The organism is Halosimplex rarum, from assembly GCF_047715405.1.
In the GTDB taxonomy this organism is placed as follows: domain Archaea; phylum Halobacteriota; class Halobacteria; order Halobacteriales; family Haloarculaceae; genus Halosimplex; species Halosimplex rarum.
Genome location: NZ_CP180412.1, coordinates 4,416,905 through 4,434,516, shown reverse-complemented (window position 1 = coordinate 4,434,516; position 17,612 = coordinate 4,416,905). Strand labels below are relative to the sequence as shown.

At 66.5% G+C, this 17,612-nt stretch carries 12 protein-coding genes; 8 read left to right on the top strand and 4 right to left on the bottom strand.

All coding sequences use genetic code 11. From position 1 onward, the window contains the following. Positions 1 to 163 precede the first annotated feature (163 nt). Positions 164 to 2,353 carry an ABC transporter substrate-binding protein gene (locus tag ACMGFH_RS21020; protein ID WP_415380561.1) on the top strand — a complete coding sequence of 730 codons (2,190 nt, stop codon included), beginning with the start codon at positions 164 to 166 and terminating at the stop codon, positions 2,351 to 2,353. A 155-nt stretch (positions 2,354 to 2,508) separates the two neighbouring features. Then, positions 2,509 to 4,632: an ABC transporter permease subunit gene (locus ACMGFH_RS21015; protein ID WP_415380560.1), complete on the top strand. Its 2,124-nt coding sequence runs from the start codon at positions 2,509 to 2,511 to the stop codon at positions 4,630 to 4,632. Between the two features lie 335 nt (positions 4,633 to 4,967). On the opposite strand, the gene ACMGFH_RS21010 is transcribed toward ACMGFH_RS21015, so the two are convergent. Further along, complete coding sequence (locus tag ACMGFH_RS21010) at positions 4,968 to 5,189, bottom strand: hypothetical protein (RefSeq protein ID WP_415380559.1); 222 nt, start codon at positions 5,187 to 5,189, stop codon at positions 4,968 to 4,970. A gap of 190 nt (positions 5,190 to 5,379) precedes the next feature. Here ACMGFH_RS21010 and ACMGFH_RS21005 point away from each other — a divergent pair, with 190 nt between their 5' ends. From ACMGFH_RS21005 to ACMGFH_RS20995, 3 genes are all read left to right on the top strand, one after another. Beyond that, positions 5,380 to 6,438, top strand: coding sequence for an ABC transporter ATP-binding protein (locus ACMGFH_RS21005; protein ID WP_415380558.1), 1,059 nt, complete (start codon positions 5,380 to 5,382; stop codon positions 6,436 to 6,438). Continuing rightward, complete coding sequence (locus ACMGFH_RS21000; protein WP_415380557.1) at positions 6,435 to 7,556, top strand: ABC transporter ATP-binding protein; 1,122 nt, start codon at positions 6,435 to 6,437, stop codon at positions 7,554 to 7,556. The genes ACMGFH_RS21005 and ACMGFH_RS21000 overlap by 4 nt, the downstream gene beginning before the upstream one ends. Positions 7,557 to 7,624: 68 nt before the next feature. Beyond that, the gene (locus ACMGFH_RS20995) at positions 7,625 to 9,070 is read left to right on the top strand and encodes a glycoside hydrolase family 4 (protein ID WP_415380556.1); all 1,446 of its coding nucleotides are present in this window, start codon (positions 7,625 to 7,627) and stop codon (positions 9,068 to 9,070) included. Positions 9,071 to 9,135: 65 nt separating this feature from the next. Here the strand turns inward: ACMGFH_RS20995 and ACMGFH_RS20990 are convergent, their stop codons facing one another. Then, complete coding sequence (locus ACMGFH_RS20990; RefSeq protein ID WP_415380555.1) at positions 9,136 to 10,830, bottom strand: thiamine pyrophosphate-binding protein; 1,695 nt, start codon at positions 10,828 to 10,830, stop codon at positions 9,136 to 9,138. Between the two features lie 208 nt (positions 10,831 to 11,038). Between ACMGFH_RS20990 and ACMGFH_RS20985 the strand changes: the two genes are divergently transcribed. The 3 genes from ACMGFH_RS20985 to ACMGFH_RS20975 all read left to right on the top strand — a co-directional run bounded on the left by ACMGFH_RS20985 (position 11,039) and on the right by ACMGFH_RS20975 (position 14,156). Further along, on the top strand, positions 11,039 to 12,169 hold the full coding sequence (locus tag ACMGFH_RS20985; RefSeq protein WP_415380554.1) for a mandelate racemase/muconate lactonizing enzyme family protein: 1,131 nt from the start codon (positions 11,039 to 11,041) through the stop codon (positions 12,167 to 12,169). A 119-nt stretch (positions 12,170 to 12,288) separates the two neighbouring features. Continuing rightward, positions 12,289 to 12,960 carry a carbohydrate-binding family 9-like protein gene (locus tag ACMGFH_RS20980; protein ID WP_415380553.1) on the top strand — a complete coding sequence of 224 codons (672 nt, stop codon included), beginning with the start codon at positions 12,289 to 12,291 and terminating at the stop codon, positions 12,958 to 12,960. Between the two features lie 122 nt (positions 12,961 to 13,082). Then, the gene (locus ACMGFH_RS20975; protein ID WP_415380552.1) at positions 13,083 to 14,156 is read left to right on the top strand and encodes an Ldh family oxidoreductase; all 1,074 of its coding nucleotides are present in this window, start codon (positions 13,083 to 13,085) and stop codon (positions 14,154 to 14,156) included. A gap of 2,039 nt (positions 14,157 to 16,195) precedes the next feature. On the opposite strand, the gene ACMGFH_RS20970 is transcribed toward ACMGFH_RS20975, so the two are convergent. After that, on the bottom strand, positions 16,196 to 17,107 hold the full coding sequence (locus ACMGFH_RS20970) for a D-2-hydroxyacid dehydrogenase (protein WP_415380551.1): 912 nt from the start codon (positions 17,105 to 17,107) through the stop codon (positions 16,196 to 16,198). Beyond that, positions 17,104 to 17,532, bottom strand: coding sequence for a DUF3830 family protein (locus tag ACMGFH_RS20965; RefSeq protein ID WP_415380550.1), 429 nt, complete (start codon positions 17,530 to 17,532; stop codon positions 17,104 to 17,106). The genes ACMGFH_RS20970 and ACMGFH_RS20965 overlap by 4 nt, the downstream gene beginning before the upstream one ends. Positions 17,533 to 17,612 lie beyond the last annotated feature (80 nt).

Here is a 17,612-nt window from a genome sequence, read left to right as displayed (position 1 = left end):
TCACCGGTTCCGGTGGTCGGAACGAACGTCTTCGCTCGCGACGCGTGACGAGCGCCCGCCGCCGCTCCCGGGTGCCGAGAGTCGCCACAGCGGCCAATAGATAACTACATTTACAATAGTTATATATGCCAGAAGTGAAAATTGGAGAAATGGATTCACTATGATGGAATCAGAGAGTAGCGAGGAATCCGACGAGTGGGTAAGCGACGGCGAGTGGGCAGATCTCCCGGAGACAACGCGGCGGCGGTTGCTCAAGCAGTCACTGGGTGGGGCCGCGGCCGCCGGGCTCGCGGGCATCGCCGGCTGTCAGGGCGACGGTGAAGACGGAGAAGGCACGGTCACGCCGCTGGGCAACGAGGGCGACGGAGGCGACGGCGGCGACGGCGGCGACGGCGGCGACGGAGGCGACGGTGGTGACGGCGGCGACGGCGGCGACGAGGCGACCGATACGGCCGGTGGGCAATACGTCGACGGCACGTTAGACCACATCATCGGGATCGCGCCGGACAACGCCCGTTTCAATCCGTACGGGAGTTCCGCGAACTGGTCGTTCCGGTGGTACTGGGGCATGTTCGACCAGTGGGCCGTCCACGACAAGTACGACAACGCGACGAAGGGGATGATCCTCGAGGACTGGGAGTACCAGGACGACGGGACGACCGTCTTCACCATCCGCGACTCGTACACGTGGCACGACGGCTCGGATCTGACGGCCGAGGACGCGGTCACCCAGCTCAAACTGGGGCAGCTGATGAACACGGTCAACAAGGGGTACGGCGCGCAGCCGCTGTACGAGAACGTCCAGCAGACCGGTGACTACGAGCTCCAGTTCGACCTGACGAATGCCGACATCAGCCGGGAGATATTCGAGTTCGGTCACCTCAAGCGCCGCGGCTGGGTCTGGGCCCACCGCGACATCTGGGGCGAGTTCGCCGAACGCTTCACCGACGCGTCCAGCAGCAGCGAGCGCGACGAGGTCCGCTCGGACCTCACGGGGACCGTCAAGCGGCCGCCCTGGGACAACGAACAGGTCCCGGGCAACTCCCTCTGGGAGATGACCGAGGGCGACTCGAACACCGCTCTCATGGAGGCCCACGACGACTACTGGAGCCCGTTCAGCGAGCACGGATGGGCCGACGGCGAGATCACCGGCGACATGATCGACTACGACCTGCGGTGGCGCCGCTATCCCAACCAGCAGCAGCGCACCCAGGCGATGCAGGAGGAGATCATCGACGTGAGTTACCCGCCGAACTCCGAGTCCGCCCGCGAGGACATCCGCGAACTCGGCTGGCGGCCGGCGAAGGACCTCACCGAGAATCAGATCGTCCCGACGATGCGGGCCGGAGGGAACGGCCTGTTCTTCAACTGCCAGTCGGACACGCTCACCGGCGACCGCCGGGTCCGACAGGCGATCATGCACGTCGTGCCGCGCCAGCAGATGATGTCGTGGCACACCGACTACGGGAACTACTGGATCCACGACCGCTACGTCACCGGTCTCGGTCAGGACAAGGAGGTCCCGTGGTTCGGCGGCCAGGAGAACTGGCCGAACGAGACGCTCCAGTCGTTCGAACACTACGCGGCGTCGGAGTCCGACGTCGACACCGACCGCGCGACCCAGCTACTCCAGGACGCCGGGTTCTCGAAGAGCGGCGGTCGCTGGAAGGACCCCGACGGGAACAACGTCACGCTCCGGCTGTACACGGCGACCTCCGACGAGGAGCCCATGGCGCTGCGCTACTCCCAGATCGCCAAGGAGTACCTGGACAGCTTCGGTCTCAACACGGAGGTCACCGCGCAGGAGTCGACGATCCGCGCCGGGGAGACCCTCGACTCGGGCGACTGGGAGATCATGTTCGACGCGTGGGGCGGGGCCAAGAGCGCCCCGCCGACGCTCGACTGGAACACCACGTTCCAGATGACGCAGACGCTCGGCGGCGAGGACGTTCCCAACGCCGACGCCTGGGCGCTCGAACCCGAGGTCGAAGTCCCGTACCCGGTGGGCGACCCCGAGGGCGACCTGCAGACGGTCAACATCAACGACAAGCGACGACAGCTCCGGCGGCAGATGTCCGACGAGGAGCGCCAGGAGCGCGTCAACGAACTCGCCTGGATCTTCAACCAGACGGTCCCGTGGTTCACCGTCAACGAAGAGGGCGGTTCCGGCGGCTACTGGGTCAACAAGTCCCGCTGGCGGACCTACCCGCCCCAGGGACAGGAGAACCCGGCCTTCCGCTACGAGATCATCGAGATTGGCCAGTACTCCTACGCCCACTACATGGGGAAGATGGGCAACGAGTGGTTCGGCCCAGTCCCCCAGAGCGAGGCCGACCAGTGGCCCCAGGGTTGATACGCTGAATCGCGGATCGAGCACCCGACAGTCTCGTCGACCACCACCTCACTCCCGTTTCTCCGGTCACGCCGGTCGCCGCCAGCACCGCGCTTCCCTAATCAACGATCGTTATCCCCGCAACCGTTAAGTGTATGTGCTAGCATCTTCCCGGTATGCCGGAGAAGAATTACTATCTCCGACGAATAGCCCAGTCGATCATCACCGTCTGGGCGGCGATAACCTTCTCGTTCGTCGTGGTACGGTTGATCCCGGGCGGCCCGGCCGACTACATCGCGTCGCAGATACGCCAGCGGTCGGGCGGGCAGGTGTCCTACCAGCAGCTCAACCGGATGGTCGAACTGTACACGAACGTCAACCCCGACAAGCCGATGTGGCAGGCGTACATCGACTACATGACGTCTATCCTCCAGGGCGACTTCGGCCGGTCGATCTTCTACGCGGAGCCGGTCTGGGACGTGCTCGGACCGGCGATCCCCTGGACGATGTTCATCTCGCTGTTCTCTCTCGTGATCGGCACGATGATGGTGTTCCTCATCGGGGGGTTCCTCGCCGTCCACGAGGGCGACAAGTGGGACGTCGCCGGGAGCTACTTCGTGATCTTCACCGACTCCGTCCCGTACTACATCGTCGCGCTGATACTGCTGTTCGTGTTCGGGTTCGGGACGGAATTCTTCCCGAGCGGGGGCCGGTACAATCACGACCTGACCCCCGGGTTCAACGCCGCGTTCATGGCCAGCGTGCTCAGACACGCCGCGCTCCCGATCATGTCGTTCGCGGTCACGGCCTGGGGCGGTCTCGAGTTCCGCGCCCACTGCACCCGCATCATCGGCGAGGACTACGTCGACGTCGCGGAACTCAGGGGGCTCCCGAAGTCGCGGATACAGCTCCGGTACATCGGCTGGAACTCGACGCTCCCGATGTACACCGGGCTGATGGCCGGGCTCGCCACTATCTTCGGCGGGTCGATCATCATGGAACAGATCTTCCGCTACCGCGGGATGGGCTTTTACTTCTACGAGGCGACGCTGTCCCGCGACTACGTCACGGTCATGGCGGCGGTCATCCTCTTCACCGTCGTCACGGTCATCGGGCTGCTCATCGCGGACCTGACCTACGGGTTCATCGACCCCCGCGCTGGTCACACCGATCGCAGGTCGTACTCCCGGTCGTTCCGTGAGTCGCTGCGCCAGTTCGTCCGCAACCTGCGCTCGGACGACGAGGCCCGGGCCGACGACGCGGCACTCGAGAACCGTCTCGATCGAGACCGCCCCCGAACGGACGACTCCGCGCTGAACTTCGAGGTCTCCGAGACGGAGTACACCTGGAAACAACACACCCGCGAGCGGGTCGACAAGAGCCTCCTGACGCCGTTCCGGATCCTCTGGACGTCGCCGCGCGCCCGCGTCGGGGGTATCATCCTCGCCGTCTTCGCGTTCCTCGGGATCTTCGGCCCCTACATCGTCCCGGAACCGCGGCCGATGCAGGCGGAACCGATACTCGGGATGTGGGAGAACATGCGCTACCCGCTCGGGACCGACGACATCGGTCGCGACCTGCTGGCGATGAACATCTACGCGACCCGACCGATGCTCGTCATGATGGGGACGGGCGCGCTGGTGACGCTCGGGCTCGCGATCTTGCTCGGCGTCGGGGGCGGGTACCTCGGCGGCCTCTTCGACAAGATCGCGATGACGCTCACGGACATCATGATGAACATCCCCGGGCTCGCCCTGGTGATCGTGCTGGCGGTGATCATCGAGCCGAAGAGCCCGGTGTTCGTCGGCGCAATCCTCGCGATCGACAACTGGCCACGGTTGGCCCGCCAGCTCCGGTCGCAGGTGCTGACGATCCGGGGGGAATCCCACGTCGAGGCGTCGCGCGTCCTCGGCCTACCGACCCGGAGCATCCTCTCGAAGAACATCATGTCGCGGCTCATGCCCCTGCTGATGATGGGGTCGGCCGGCGCGATGCGCGGCGTCCTGATGGAGTCCGTCGGGCTGTACTTCATCGGCGTGTTGCCGTTCACGAACCAGAACTGGGGCGTCATCCTCAACGTCGCGCGAAACGGCGGCGCGCTGGCCGGCGCCGACCGATTCCACTGGATCCTCGCGCCCATGCTGTTCATCGCCACGATGACCTACGGGCTCCAGCTGTTCGCCCAGGGGACCGACCGCCTGTTCAACCCCCGCCTGCGGGCCCGCCACGCGAAGACGGTCTCGAGCGAGGAACTGGAATCTGACGAGGGCGCGCCGCCGGCTACCCCGGCCGACGACTGACGACCCCCCACGCTTTCGTCCGACCGGCCGACGACTTCTCCCGCAGCGCGGTTCCGACGGACCCGCTTCTCGACAGATATATTATAATAACTGTTAACACAGCATGTATCGAACGTTCGTGATGGACCGATGCAAGTCGAGAAAGAAGGCAGTACGACCCGGTATCTGATCGGACTGATCGCGATCGTCCTCCTCCTGTTAGGCACCTATTACGTGTTCACGGTGGCCTTCTGACCGTGACGGTCGGTGTCGGGCGCCGTGAGCCGGACCGGCCGCTCGGACGGACGAGGACGGAGAAACGACGGCGCGGCCCGGCGACACCGATCGCGCCGAGGTTACAGTTTCCGGTACAACAGGATTAGCCCGCGGGAGACGAGTGCGACGAGCACGAGCAGGATCCCGATGATACCCAGGATACCGGCCCAGACTCCGGTGTTCAGCGCTGCCCCCACGGTGACTATCACCAGCCCGATCACGAGGAGCGTCGAGGACACCGCGCCCCCGAGAATGGGCCAGTGTCGCCGTATCGAACGCGTGACTGTGTTCGCCTGTGCCATGTCATTGCATGCATTCGGATCCCCCTTATATCTGCGGGTGGACGGGGGGCCAGCGGCGTCGATCACGGACAACTGTTAAGTATGTGGGTGAGGTCATCTCTACCAGACATGTGCGTCGGAGTATCACTCTCGGAAGTGGTCGGCACTGGGAGCGCCGAGCGGCCAGGAGACGACGACTCCGGGAGGGACGATGGCATCGCAAAACGCTGACCGGTCCGGCGTCGACGCGACCCGGGCACACGGGAACGTCCTCGAGATCCGGAACGCGAGCGTCGGGTTCGCGATGGGACGCGGGACGTCGAAGGTGCTCGACGACGTCTCGATCGACGTCCACCGCGGCGAGGTGATCGGGATCGTCGGCGAGTCGGGTTCGGGCAAGTCGATGCTCGCCGACTCGGTCCTCGACGCGATCGACCCGCCTGGGCAGTTGACGGGCGAGATCACGTACTACCCGCCGGACGGCGGCGAACCCATCGTCACCAACGAACTGGACGAGGAGGAGATGCGGCAGTTCCGGTGGGAGCACATCTCGATGGTCGTCCAGGGAGCGATGGACTCGTTCAACCCGACGCTCTCGCTGCAGAGCCATTTCGAGGAGACGCTGGAAGCCCACGACCACGACGTCGACGAGGGCATGGCCCGGGCGCGCAGCCTCCTCGAGGACGTCCACCTGGACCCGGAGCGGATCCTGAACGCCTATCCCCACGAGCTGTCGGGCGGGATGAAACAGCGGGCGCTCATCGCCCTCTCGCTCGTCCTCGACCCCGAGGTGCTCATCATGGACGAGCCGACGGCCGCGCTCGACCTGCTCATGCAGCAGTCGATCCTGAAGCTCCTGTCCGACCTCAAGGAGAAGTACAACCTGACGATCATGATGGTCACCCACGACCTGAGTCACGTCGCCCGCATCGCGGACCGGCTGGCGGTCATGTACGCCTTCGACGTCCTCGAGATCGGCCCGACCGAGGACATCGTCGACGACCCGGCGCATCCGTACACACGCGGGCTGCTCAACTCGATCCCGGACGTGCACGCCCCCCTCGAGAGCATGGAGTCGATCGTCGGGACGAGCCCCGACCCGCTGAACGTCCCGGAGGGGTGCTCGTATCACCCCCGCTGTGAGATATCCAAGGAGGAGTGCACGCTCGAGAACCCGCCGCTGGAACGCGTCACCGACGAGCACAGGGCCGCCTGCTTCTACTGGGAAGAGTCGCGTGAAACGATCCCCCTCAAGAAATCACAGCAATGAGTTCACAACCGCTCCTCGAAGTCGAAGACCTCGACGTCCACTTCGGTACCGAACAGGGACTGCTCGGCCGCTTTTTCGGCGACGACTCGGTCGTCCGCGCGGTGGACGACGTCTCCCTGGAGATCGGGGAAGACGACGTCGTCGCGCTCGTCGGCGAGTCCGGCTGCGGGAAGACGACGCTCGGGAAGGCGATGATCGGACTGCAGGAACCGACGAACGGGTCAGTCCGCTACCGCGGGCAGGACATCTGGGAAGCCAGGACCGAGGAGAGCGAGATCCCCTACTCGAAGATCCGCCGCTCCCTCCAGATGATCCACCAGGACGCCGGGAACTCGCTCGACCCCAACCGGACGGTCTTCGAGAACCTGAGCCCGGCGCTGAAGAAGTGGCGGCCGGAGCTCAACCTGGTCGAACGGCGCGAACTCGTCCAGACGATGCTCGAGACCGTCGGGCTGACGCCGGCCAGCGACTACGCGTCGCGGTACCCGCACCAGCTCTCGGGCGGCGAGGCCCAGCGGACCGTCGTCGTCCGTGCAATGTTGCTGGAGCCGGACCTGATCCTCGCCGACGAGGCCGTCAGCGCGCTCGACGTCTCGCTCCGCGTGAACATGATGAACCTCCTCCTGGACCTGCAGGACATGTTCGGCACGTCGTTCGTGTTCATCTCGCACAACATGTCCAACGCGCGTTACCTGGCCGGCAAGGCGGACGGCCGGATCGCGGTGATGTACCTCGGTCGGATCGTCGAGATCGGTCCGCCCGACGAGATCATCCAGAACCCCCAGCACCCCTACACCAAGAGCCTCATCTGGGCGACCTCCGGGCTCTCGGAGATCGACGAGCCCATCGAGAGCCCGCCGATCCGCGAGATCGACGTCCCGGACCCCGAGGACCCGCCCTCGGGCTGCCGGTTCCACACGCGCTGTCCGGAGGCGCGCGAGGCCTGCACGGAGGAGAGCCCCGAGTTGACGCAGGTGGGCGAGACGGCCCGACACGAGGCGGCCTGTTACTACGCGCGCGACGACCAGGAGTACTGGAACAGCGACCCGCTTCCGGGCCTCGAGAGCGAGGGCGGGAGCGAGAGCGAGAGCGATCCGCGCTCGGCCGGCGCGGACTGACACCCGCATCGAGGAATTCTTCTCCGACAGCCCAAATCTATTAGTTATCGTATCACAAGCGTCTGTAGATGCACCAGTTACGACGCGACGACCAGTCGAGCGTACAGGTGAAGATCGGCTACGTCGGCGGCGGGAGCCGGTCGTGGGCGACGACGCTGATGAACGACCTCGCCCAGACGACGGACCTCGCGGGCGAAGTCGCGCTCTACGACGTCGACCGGGAGAGCGCGCGGACGAACGCCGAACTGGGCGAGTGGATCCAGGGCCACGACGAGGCGGTCGGCGACTGGGAGTACACGGTCGCCGAGACGCTCTCGGAGGCGCTCGCCGGCGCCGACTTCGTCATCCTGTCGACCCAGGACCCGCCGGGGGAGACGATGGTGAACGACCTCGAACTCCCCGCGGAGTACGGCATCTACCAGACCGTGGGCGACACGGTCGGGCCCGGCGGGACGCTCAGGGCGATGCGGTCGGTCCCGCAGTACCGGGAGATCGCCGCGGCGGTCCGCGAGCAGTGCCCCGACGCCTGGGTCATCAACTACACTAACCCGATGACGGTCTGCACGCGGACGCTCTACGCGGAGTACCCCGACATCAACGCCGTCGGGCTCTGCCACGAGGTGTTCAAGGTCCAGGAGCTGTTCGCCGACCTCGTCGAGGAGTACCTCGACGCCGACGACGTGGCCCGCGAAGAGATCAGCGTGAACGTGAAGGGCATCAACCACTTCACCTGGGTCGACGACGCCCACTGGGGCGACCGGAACGTCTACGACCTCGTCGACAGGTGGATGGCGGACCGCGAGCCGGTCCCCCGCTTCGAACCCGGCGACCTGGACGACGAGTCGTTCTTCGTGAACCACCGCGACGTCACGCAGGACCTCTACGAGCAGTTCGGCATCCTGCCCGCCGCGGGCGACCGTCACCTCGTCGAGTTCGTCCCCTGGTACCTCGACGTCGACTCCGGCGAGGATGTCCAGCGATGGGGGATCCGTCAGACCCCGAGCGAGTACCGGGTCGACCACTGGCCGGAGGGCGAGGACGAACGCCGCGCCCTGCTGGAGGGCGACGAGCCCTTCGAGTTCACCGAGTCGGGCGAGGAGGCCGTCGACTGGATGCGCGCGCTCCTGGGGATGGAACCGCTGAAGACCCACGCCAACTACCCGAACCGCGGCCAGTGCCCGGACCTGCCGGACGGCGCCGTCGTCGAGACGAACGTGCTGGTCGACGGCGACGGCGTCACGCCGCTGACCGCGGGCGAACTGCCGGACCAGCTGCACGACGTCGTCCTGACGCACGTGAAGAACCAGGAGACGCTCGTCGAGGCCGGACTCGCTGGCGACGTCGACCGCGCGTACCGGGCGTTCCTCACCGACCCGCTCGTCCGGGTCGGCACCGAGGAGGCCCGCGAACTGTTCTCCCGCCTCGTCGACGCTGAACGCGACTATCTCGACGACTGGGACCTCTCGTCGCCCGTGCTGGACCACGAGGAGTCGGCGATAGCCGCCGACGACTGACGAGCGGTTGTCCGCCTTCCTCGGCCGAAGCTGACGACCGCTGACGGTAACGCGGAATTCCGTCCTCAGAACTCCAGTTCGGAGTCGTAGTCGGCGGCCGCGGCCGCGGTCGGTTCCTCCGGGTCGACGCGGACGTCGATCAGCTCCGGGCCGTCACTGCGTCCGAGCGCCTCCGAGACGGCCGATCGGACGCCATCGAGCGTCCGAACGGTGGTCCCGCGGCAGTCGAATCCCTCCGCGATTGCCGCGAAGTCCGGAGACTTCCAGCTGAATCGGTGGCCGTCCGCGTAGCGGTCGATGTCGGGCGACTTGCTGATGACGCCGTAGTCGGCGTTGTTCAGGACGACCGTGACGACGTCCAGGTCTTCCGCCGCAGCCGTGTGCAGTTCCTGCAGGCACATCATGAGGCTCCCGTCGCCGGTCAGGGCGACGACGGGTCGGTCCGGCGCGGCCAGTTTCGCGCCGAGCGCGGCCGGGAGGCCGACGCCCATCCCCGCCCACGACCCGGCCGTGACGTAGGTCCCCGGTTCGTAGCTCTCGAAGGTCTGTTTCGCCCAGAGTCTGAACCCGCCGATGTCGGTCGCGACGACCGCCTCCCGCGGCAGGGCCTCTCGGAGCGTCCGTAACACGCCGGCAGTCGCGACGGGCGGCTCGTCGGCGAACAGCCCGCGGTCGTCGAGTTGCGCTTCGTACTCCGCGCGGACGCGCTCGGCGACGGCCGCCCCGTCCCACATCGATTCGGGCCGCGCCGCGTCGCCGAGCGCGTCCCGGATCTCCTCGACCGCCTCGGCGACGCTCGCCGCGATGGCGACGTCGGCGTCGTAGGCGACGTCGATCCGGCTCGTGTCCCGCGTGACGTGGACGAGCGTCTCTCCCATCGGGAGCGACCAGTCGGCCGTCGTGACGCCGTCGAAGCGCGTCCCGAGGGCGAGGACGACGTCGGCGGCCGCGAGCGCCCGTTTCCCTCCCGCCGGGAGGTGGCTCCCCGTGACGCCGAGCCAGCGGGGGTCGTCCTCGGGGAAGAGCCCTTTCGCCTTGTAGGAGGTGACGACCGGCGCGTCCAGCCGTTCGACGAGCGCCTGGATCGCCGACGGATCGCCGGCCCGACTGGCGCCGAGTCCGAGGTAAACGACCGGTCGCTCCGCGCCGGCGAGCGCCGCCGCCGCGGTGCGGTACTCGGCGTCACCGTCGAACGCGCTCGTGGACGGCGTATCGACGATCCGCGGCGAGCTGAACTCGGCGTCGAGGAGCGGGCGAGCGACGCCCAGCCGGACCGGTCCCCGCGGTGGAGACAGGGCCGACTCGATCGCCGACCGGACTTTCCGGTGGAACTCGGTCGGTCGATCCACCGAGACGTTCTCCTTGACGACGTTGTCGTAGGTGTCCGGTTCGATCTCGTGGATGGGGGCCTTGCCGCGGTCGTCGGGGTCGGGGGTCGCGGCGACGTGGATCAGCGGCACGCGGTCGTCGAGGGCGTTTTTCAGTCCGTGCATCGCGTTCGTGTCGCCCGGGCCGGGGACGGTCAGCGTCGCGGCGACGCCGCCGCCGGCCTCGTAGTACCCCCACGCGACGTGCGGAATCGCGGTCTCGTGGCGAGCCATCACGTACCGGATCTCGTCTCGGGCCTCGACGGTCCGGTCGAGCGGGAGCGTCTGCGTCCCGGGCAGGCCGACCAGGAGGCCGACACCCGCGTCGACCAGTGCCTCGTAGAGCTGGACGCTGCCTGAACGGGCCGACGACCCATCGGCGGTGGGAATCATCTATCGGCTCTGGATTACGTCGACACCGGCAAATAACTACTCCTCGCCGGCGCCGCCGCGCGACTCCGGCGTCGCATATCGTCCCGGCGTTCCGGGTGTCCCGGCGTCGCAGGTCGCCCCGGCGTTCCGGGGCGTCCCCACCGTGCGACCCGGGGAGAGGCGCGCTGTCGCACCAGCGTTTATGGCCCCTGGAACCACATCCGAACACATGGAGATCACGGACATCGAGACGAGAGTCCTCCGTCGCGACCTCGACGAGCGCTTCGCCAACGCCCAGAAGTGGATCGACAGCCGCGAGTACTGTCTCGTCAGGGTCGAGACGGCCGAGGGCGTCGTCGGCTGGGGGGAGTGCTGGGGGCCGGCGGCCGGCAACCGGGAGATAATCGACGAGTACGTCGCGCCGCGGGTGGTCGGTCGGCGCGTCGACGACGTCGAGCAGATCCACGACGACCTGGTGTTCGAACTCCGGTCGTCGTATCACTCGTACGTCCCGGCCAGCGTCGTCAGCGGCGTCGACATCGCGCTCTGGGACGCCTACGGGAAGTCCGTCGGGCGCTCGGTCTCCCGGCTGCTGGGCGGCCGGCGCCGCGACGAGGTCAGGGCCTACGCGACGGGCCACTTCTTCCGCGACGTCGACGACCTCTCCGAACTCAAACGGATCGTCGCCGAAGAGGCGCAAGGCCACGTCGACGCTGGATTCACGGCGCTCAAGCAGAAGATCGGCCTCGCCCGTCACTTCCCGTGGGGGCCCGACGAGGACCTCGAACTGGTCGCGGCCGTCCGCGAGGCCGTCGGCGACGACGTGGAGCTGATGGTCGATGCCAATCACGCCTACGACCTGGCCGACGCGAGACGCGTCGCGCGCGGGCTCGAGTCGTACGACGTCCGCTTCTTCGAGGAACCGGTCCGGCCGGCGGTCGACTACTACGCCGACCTCGCAGACGGCGTCGACGTGGCGCTCGCCGGCGGCGAGTGCTGGGCGTTCCAGCACGAGTTCGAGCGCGTGACCCGCGAGACGGGCGTCGAGTACCTCCAGCCCGACGTGACCAGCGCCGGCGGGATCACCTCGACCCGGCGCGTCGCCACGCTGGCCGACAGCGCGAACGTCCAGTGCGTCCCCCACGTGTTCGGCAGCGCGGTCGCGCTCGCGGCCAGCCTGCAGGTCATCGCCGCCACGCCGGGCGACCCCATGCTGGAGTTCGACCGCACGCCGAACCCGATCCGCGAGGACCTCGCCGCCGACCCGATCACCAACGACGGCGACGCGGTCCAGATCCGCGACCAGCCCGGCATCGGGATCGAGATCGACGAGGAGGTGCTGGAGCGATTCGCGGTCTGAGGGGGTAACCGGCCGACGTCGCTCGCACCTCAGCGGAACGATTCGATCGGACCGCGCCCGAAAACGGGGGTCGCAGCAGTTCCGTGAGACTCTTCTCGGAGAACGGAGACGGAGGTGGTGTGAAGACGTACACCATCGCCCGCGCCGACGCCGACGTGCCGCTGACCGGCGACGTCGACGGACCGTGGACGGCCGCCGACGTCGCCAGCATCGACGAGTTCAACTGGTACGAGTCTGGCCCGCAACCCGAGACGTCGGTCCGGGGGCTGTACGACGACACCTCCCTCTACCTCCAGTTTCTGGTCGCGGACGACGAGATAACCTCGCGGACGACGGAGCTGAACGGGCCGACCTACGAGGACAGCTGCGTCGAGTTCTTCGCGACGCCGGACCCGGGCAGCAACGCCCGCTACCTGAACTTCGAGGCGAACCCCTGCGGCGTGTTCAAGATGGCGTGGATGGAGCCCGGCTGGTCCGTCCGGGGGATCGGCCGTGACCTCGTCTCGCCCGAACTCGCCGAGGCGATCACGGTCGCGACCTCCGAGCCCGGTCCGACCCGCGAGCCGTCCGCGGACGACGAGTCGTGGTGGCTGGCCGTCCGGTTCCCGTTCGAGGCGCTGTCGGCGTTTACGGGGCTCGATCTGGCGCCCGAGAGCGGCGACCGCTGGCGCGCGAACTTCCATCGGACCGGCGTGGCCTCGCGCTCCCAGGAGGCGAGCTGGAACCCGATCGGCACCGAGGAGAAGCAGTTCCACTCGCCCGGACACTTCGGCTGGGTCGACTTCGAGTGAGCCGGCCCGCGGACCGATGAAGCCCGCGGGGGAGAGCGCGCGCATCGGGGCGACCCGACCACGCGGACCGACGGCCGTCCGGCACCTCACGTTTAATGGCCGTTCGCCTCGTTGGAGGAACCATGCCCGTCGTCGAAGCAGAGCGCCTCGAATCGTTCTCCCGGCGCGCGCTCGAATCGTACGGGACGCCACCGGAGACGGCCGAGATCGTCGCGTCGTCGCTCGTCGACGCGGAGCTGGTCGGCCACTCCTCCCACGGCGTCGTCCGGATCCCCTACTACGCCGACGACTTCCGCTCCGAGACGATCGACCCGACGGCCGAACCGACCGTGGAGTCGGCCGGGTCGTTCCACCAGGTCGTCGGCGGTGCGGCCATGGGCCAGCTCACCGGGCAGCGAGCGGTCGACCTGCTCGTCGAGACGGCCGGCGAACTCGGCGTCGCGGCGGTCGGGATCCGCGACTCGGGACACCTCGGCCGCATCGGCGAGTGGGCCGAACGGGTCACCGGGGAGGGGCTGCTGTTCTCGTCGTGGGTCAACCTCCAGGGCGGCTCGCAACGGATCGCACCGCCGGGGACGGCCGACAGGCGACTCGGGACCAACCCGACGACGTTCGGCGTCCCGACGTTCGACGCGCTCCCGTTCGACCTGATCTACGACGGCGCGACGAGCCAGGTCGCCCACGGGAAGATAATCGAACGCGACGGGTCCGGCGAACGGCTTCCCGAGGCATGGACTATCACCGACTCCGGCGAACCGGTCGTGCACGCGGCCGACTTCGAGAACGGCGAGGGGGCGCTCCTGCCGCTCGGCGGACGGGCGACCGGATACAAGGGGTTCGGCCTCGCGACGATGGCCGAACTCGTCGCCTCGGTCGTGGGCGACGGTCCCGTTTCCAGCGAGGAGCGCCAGGACTGGAACGGCAACGGCGCCGCCTTCGTCGCCATCGACCCGACCGTGTTCTCGACCCGCGACGACGTCACCGAGCGCGTCGCCGAACTGGCCGCGCATCTCCGGTCGGCGGAGCCCATCGAAGACGACCAAGCGGTGCTCCTCCCCGGCGAACCCGAGTACCGCGCTCGACGCCAGCGTCGGGAGGAGGGAATCCCCATCCAGACGACCGTCGCCGACGAACTGTCCGCACTCGCCGTCGACCGAGACATCGAAACGCACCTCCCCGACCCGCTCGCCGAGTAGCCCGCTCGGCAGCCGAGGGAACCCGTCTCGGCGGCTGTGGGCGGGACACTGAGGCGTTACTGAAACCGGAATACGTCGGTCGCACGGGACGAAGTCCGCGGCCAGAACTCCGGTAGCGGATCCTATAAGTTCCCGTCTAGCGAATCGGGGTCGAGAGCCGGTATCAAGCCGTTTATCGAAGCTTCCTGAGCTATCAGAGGACGGTATCCGGATCGAGGCACGTCCCTACGGCAATAAATCGCCCCACTACTGAGAATATCGTTCCCGCAATGGGAACGACTTCGGCGGCCGGAACAAAACAGTCCCCGTCTTGCGAAATTGTCGCCGGACGGTGACCTGATACGGCCCGGAGCCCCTACCCAAGATTACAGTGATAACTCTGTAATTCGTTGTAGTTGGGTATCAGTTGGAACTTACTAAACCCCGCCGTCGGCCATTCTGGAGGCCCTCAACGGACGAGGTATGGAAGGCAGTGGCCCCATGGCGACAGGGGCACACGATAACAAACTTTGCAAGAAAATTCCGCACAGAGGAACAACAGCTCACAGCCGCGATGGAGTCCGATTCAGAGGCACCGCGATCATGACGGACCTCGACGAGATCCGGGTATCTGCGCCGCAGACTGGCACGTACGGGGAACCGACAGACTACAGAAACGCAGCAGTAGTGGGGAGTGGGAGCGAGGTGTGCGAGGGCAGATAGATCAGCCCGGTTCGTCACGGTGACGACGGCGGAACCGACGGCGAGTGACCGGAATGGCGGAGGTAATACGCTGTCGGAGCGTCACTGTATCCCCCCGCTAGCTGAGATTCCGCCGTGCAGCTGTCGACGGGACCGTTCGCCAGAGCGGAATTCGTCGATCAAGTAACGATTCTCCCCGGGATCCACGGTCGCTGTGTGAACTCTTCGTCGGCACGAACTCGCGAGAGTCGGGTCGCTGGAAGCGGGCAGATCGGGTAGATCCCAACGTATATGATAGATATCTTTTTTGTAGTTATATCCGAAATATACTGAAGCTCGATGACCTAACGACGAACGACCGAGCGGCCACTACTGTGACTAACCACAGAGTTTCGAGGCCTCTTGCGCCTTCTTTGGAAATACAGCACGAGACAGATTTCGACCTGGCCCCCTACCAGATTCCTACAAATATTCATTTATATCCCCAGAGGAATTGATTTATGCATGATTTTCCGGGGATGGCCATACAAGTGGGAATGAGATATCCGAAACCGTACCGTAGTTGACTACAGTACCCGAACGCAGATAAACTGATTCGATTAACATAAGACTTCAAACGTCTATCTAGAAGTGATAGATAGAGTATCTTCTCATTTCGAGCGTAGCGATTGGTGATCCGGGCCGAGGACCGAGTGCGCGCGAGCGTCACTACATTCGCTGGTGCTCGTCGTCCGCCAGCGATGCGGACGCCGGCGGCGTTCGTGCTCGTCGTCGGCTCGATACACGACGCGGATCCGGTCACCGGCGACTCTAGCCAGGTAGAAAGAGGCTGATCAGGGCCGCGACGAGACCGGCCAGCCCCCATATGCGGACCGCGGAGACGTACCACCGCGGGCCCGAGATCGAGCCCATATAGGCACCGAAGGTGGCGAGGACGCCGATCCCGAACCCGAGGCCGACGACGACCGCCTCGGTTACCGTGAAAATATTTCGTGCTCACCGCCGTCCTCGAAGTCGGCCGCCTCCTCGGTACCGGAATGATTTCTCTCAAACACCGCGACTACCAGCGACGAATCCGAACCGACTCGGGGTCCCGCTGTCTCCATCTATAGGCAGCAGTACTCCGAACGTCCGTAGAGACGTCCGACGAAGCGGTTAGCGACGGCGATTCGGTAGTGCCCGGCGGCCGAGACGGGCGCAAGCGCACAGAATTTGCGTCAGAAAACGCAGCCAAGCCGGAGCAGATTTTGACAGACTACCGAACTCGCCGACCGCCAGCGTGAGCAACTCGGCCGCGTGCTCGCATCCCTCGACGACGCGAACCCGAATATACGCACACTGTGGACGGAAGACCCGACTCAGGAACCGATGGCCTGTTCGAGGATGTCCGCACAGCGGTTCCAGTACTCGGGCGTGTGGCCGGCGTTGTGGGGAGTGATGTGGCAGTTCCCCAGCGACCAGAGCGGGCTGTCCGCGGGGAGCGGCTCGGGGGCAGTCACGTCGAGCGCCGCGCCGCGGATCTGGTTGGTCTGCAGCGCCTCGACGAGCGCGTCGGTGTCGACGACTTCGCCCCGGGCGACGTTAACGAGCGTCGCGTCCGTCGGGAGCGTGCGGAACGCCCGCTCGTCGACGAGTCTCTCGGTCAGATCGGTGAGCGGACAGGCCAGGATCAGGTGGTCGGTCACGGCGAACGCCGCCTGGAGGTCCTCGTCGTCGAACCCGATAACCTCGTCCGCAGGCCCGCCTTTCGAGGGCGTGTATCGGACACCGATCGTGTGAACGTCGAAGGCCCGCAACCGATCGACGATCGTCCGCCCGATCGGGCCCTGGCCGACGACCGTCGCCGTCGACCCCTTCAGTTCGCCCGCCTGGTAGTGGCGCCACTCATTCCGGCGCTCCTGTCGCCACCCCCTGTCGAGGCGACGGACGAACGTCAGGACGTACCCCAGCACCTGCTCGGCGATGTTCGGCCCGTGGACGCCCGAGGCGTTCTCGACGGCGACGCCGTGGTCGTCCAGCGCCTCTCGCGGGAGGTGCCCGGTCCCGGCGAACGTGCAGACGAACAGGTCGAGGTGATCGGCCGTTGCGAGCAGGTCGGCGGAGATCTCGTAGCCCGTCACGACTCGCGCCTCGCGGATCAGTCGCCGTTCCTCGGCCGGGGTCTCCGCGAAGGCCACGTCGAACTCGGGGAACCGCTCGCGCAGCGTCTCGGCGTACTCGGCCGCGGAGAGCCCGTGGATCTTGTGGGGCAGGACGAGAATGTCGGTCATCGCTCGTCCTCCGCGATCGACACCGCGATATCCTGTGCGCCGTCGCGAAGTGTCAGCTCCTCCAGCTCGCGCAACTCCTCGCGCGACGCGTCGAGCGTCGCGACGTGGTTACCCGCCAGTTCGCCGGCCGGGCTCTTGAAACAGGTCGGCCCGCACGCGAGGAGGATCTCCTGTTCGTTGCGGTAGCCGGGGTAGAGGAGCACATCCCCCCGGGAGGGGTAGACCGTGTGGTTCTCGCGGGGCAGCGCCGGGAGGTCGATCTCGTCGATCTCGACCCAGGTCGCGTGCCCGCTCCAGCGAACGTGGAGCAACTCCGAGCGCAACGGGAGGAACTCCCGCATCGCCGCGACCGACTCCGGTGCTTCCGATTCGAGGATCGATGCCGCGTACGTCCGTTCGTTTATTTCGAACAGTAACTCGCTCATTGTGATCTCGTCCGTGGTCCGCGGATCGTCTCCGCTCCGCGGCTTCGTCGTGGTGCCCGCAACCCGCTGGTCGCGGTGTT

Coding starts and splice junctions, on each gene's coding strand:
- ACMGFH_RS21020 (WP_415380561.1), top strand. CDS start 164: ATGGAATCAGAGAGTAGCGAGGAATCCGACGAGTGGGTAAGCGACGGC.
- ACMGFH_RS21015 (WP_415380560.1), top strand. CDS start 2,509: ATGCCGGAGAAGAATTACTATCTCCGACGAATAGCCCAGTCGATCATC.
- ACMGFH_RS21010 (WP_415380559.1), bottom strand. CDS start 5,189: ATGGCACAGGCGAACACAGTCACGCGTTCGATACGGCGACACTGGCCC.
- ACMGFH_RS21005 (WP_415380558.1), top strand. CDS start 5,380: ATGGCATCGCAAAACGCTGACCGGTCCGGCGTCGACGCGACCCGGGCA.
- ACMGFH_RS21000 (WP_415380557.1), top strand. CDS start 6,435: ATGAGTTCACAACCGCTCCTCGAAGTCGAAGACCTCGACGTCCACTTC.
- ACMGFH_RS20995 (WP_415380556.1), top strand. CDS start 7,625: ATGCACCAGTTACGACGCGACGACCAGTCGAGCGTACAGGTGAAGATC.
- ACMGFH_RS20990 (WP_415380555.1), bottom strand. CDS start 10,830: ATGATTCCCACCGCCGATGGGTCGTCGGCCCGTTCAGGCAGCGTCCAG.
- ACMGFH_RS20985 (WP_415380554.1), top strand. CDS start 11,039: ATGGAGATCACGGACATCGAGACGAGAGTCCTCCGTCGCGACCTCGAC.
- ACMGFH_RS20975 (WP_415380552.1), top strand. CDS start 13,083: ATGCCCGTCGTCGAAGCAGAGCGCCTCGAATCGTTCTCCCGGCGCGCG.
- ACMGFH_RS20970 (WP_415380551.1), bottom strand. CDS start 17,107: ATGACCGACATTCTCGTCCTGCCCCACAAGATCCACGGGCTCTCCGCG.
- ACMGFH_RS20965 (WP_415380550.1), bottom strand. CDS start 17,532: ATGAGCGAGTTACTGTTCGAAATAAACGAACGGACGTACGCGGCATCG.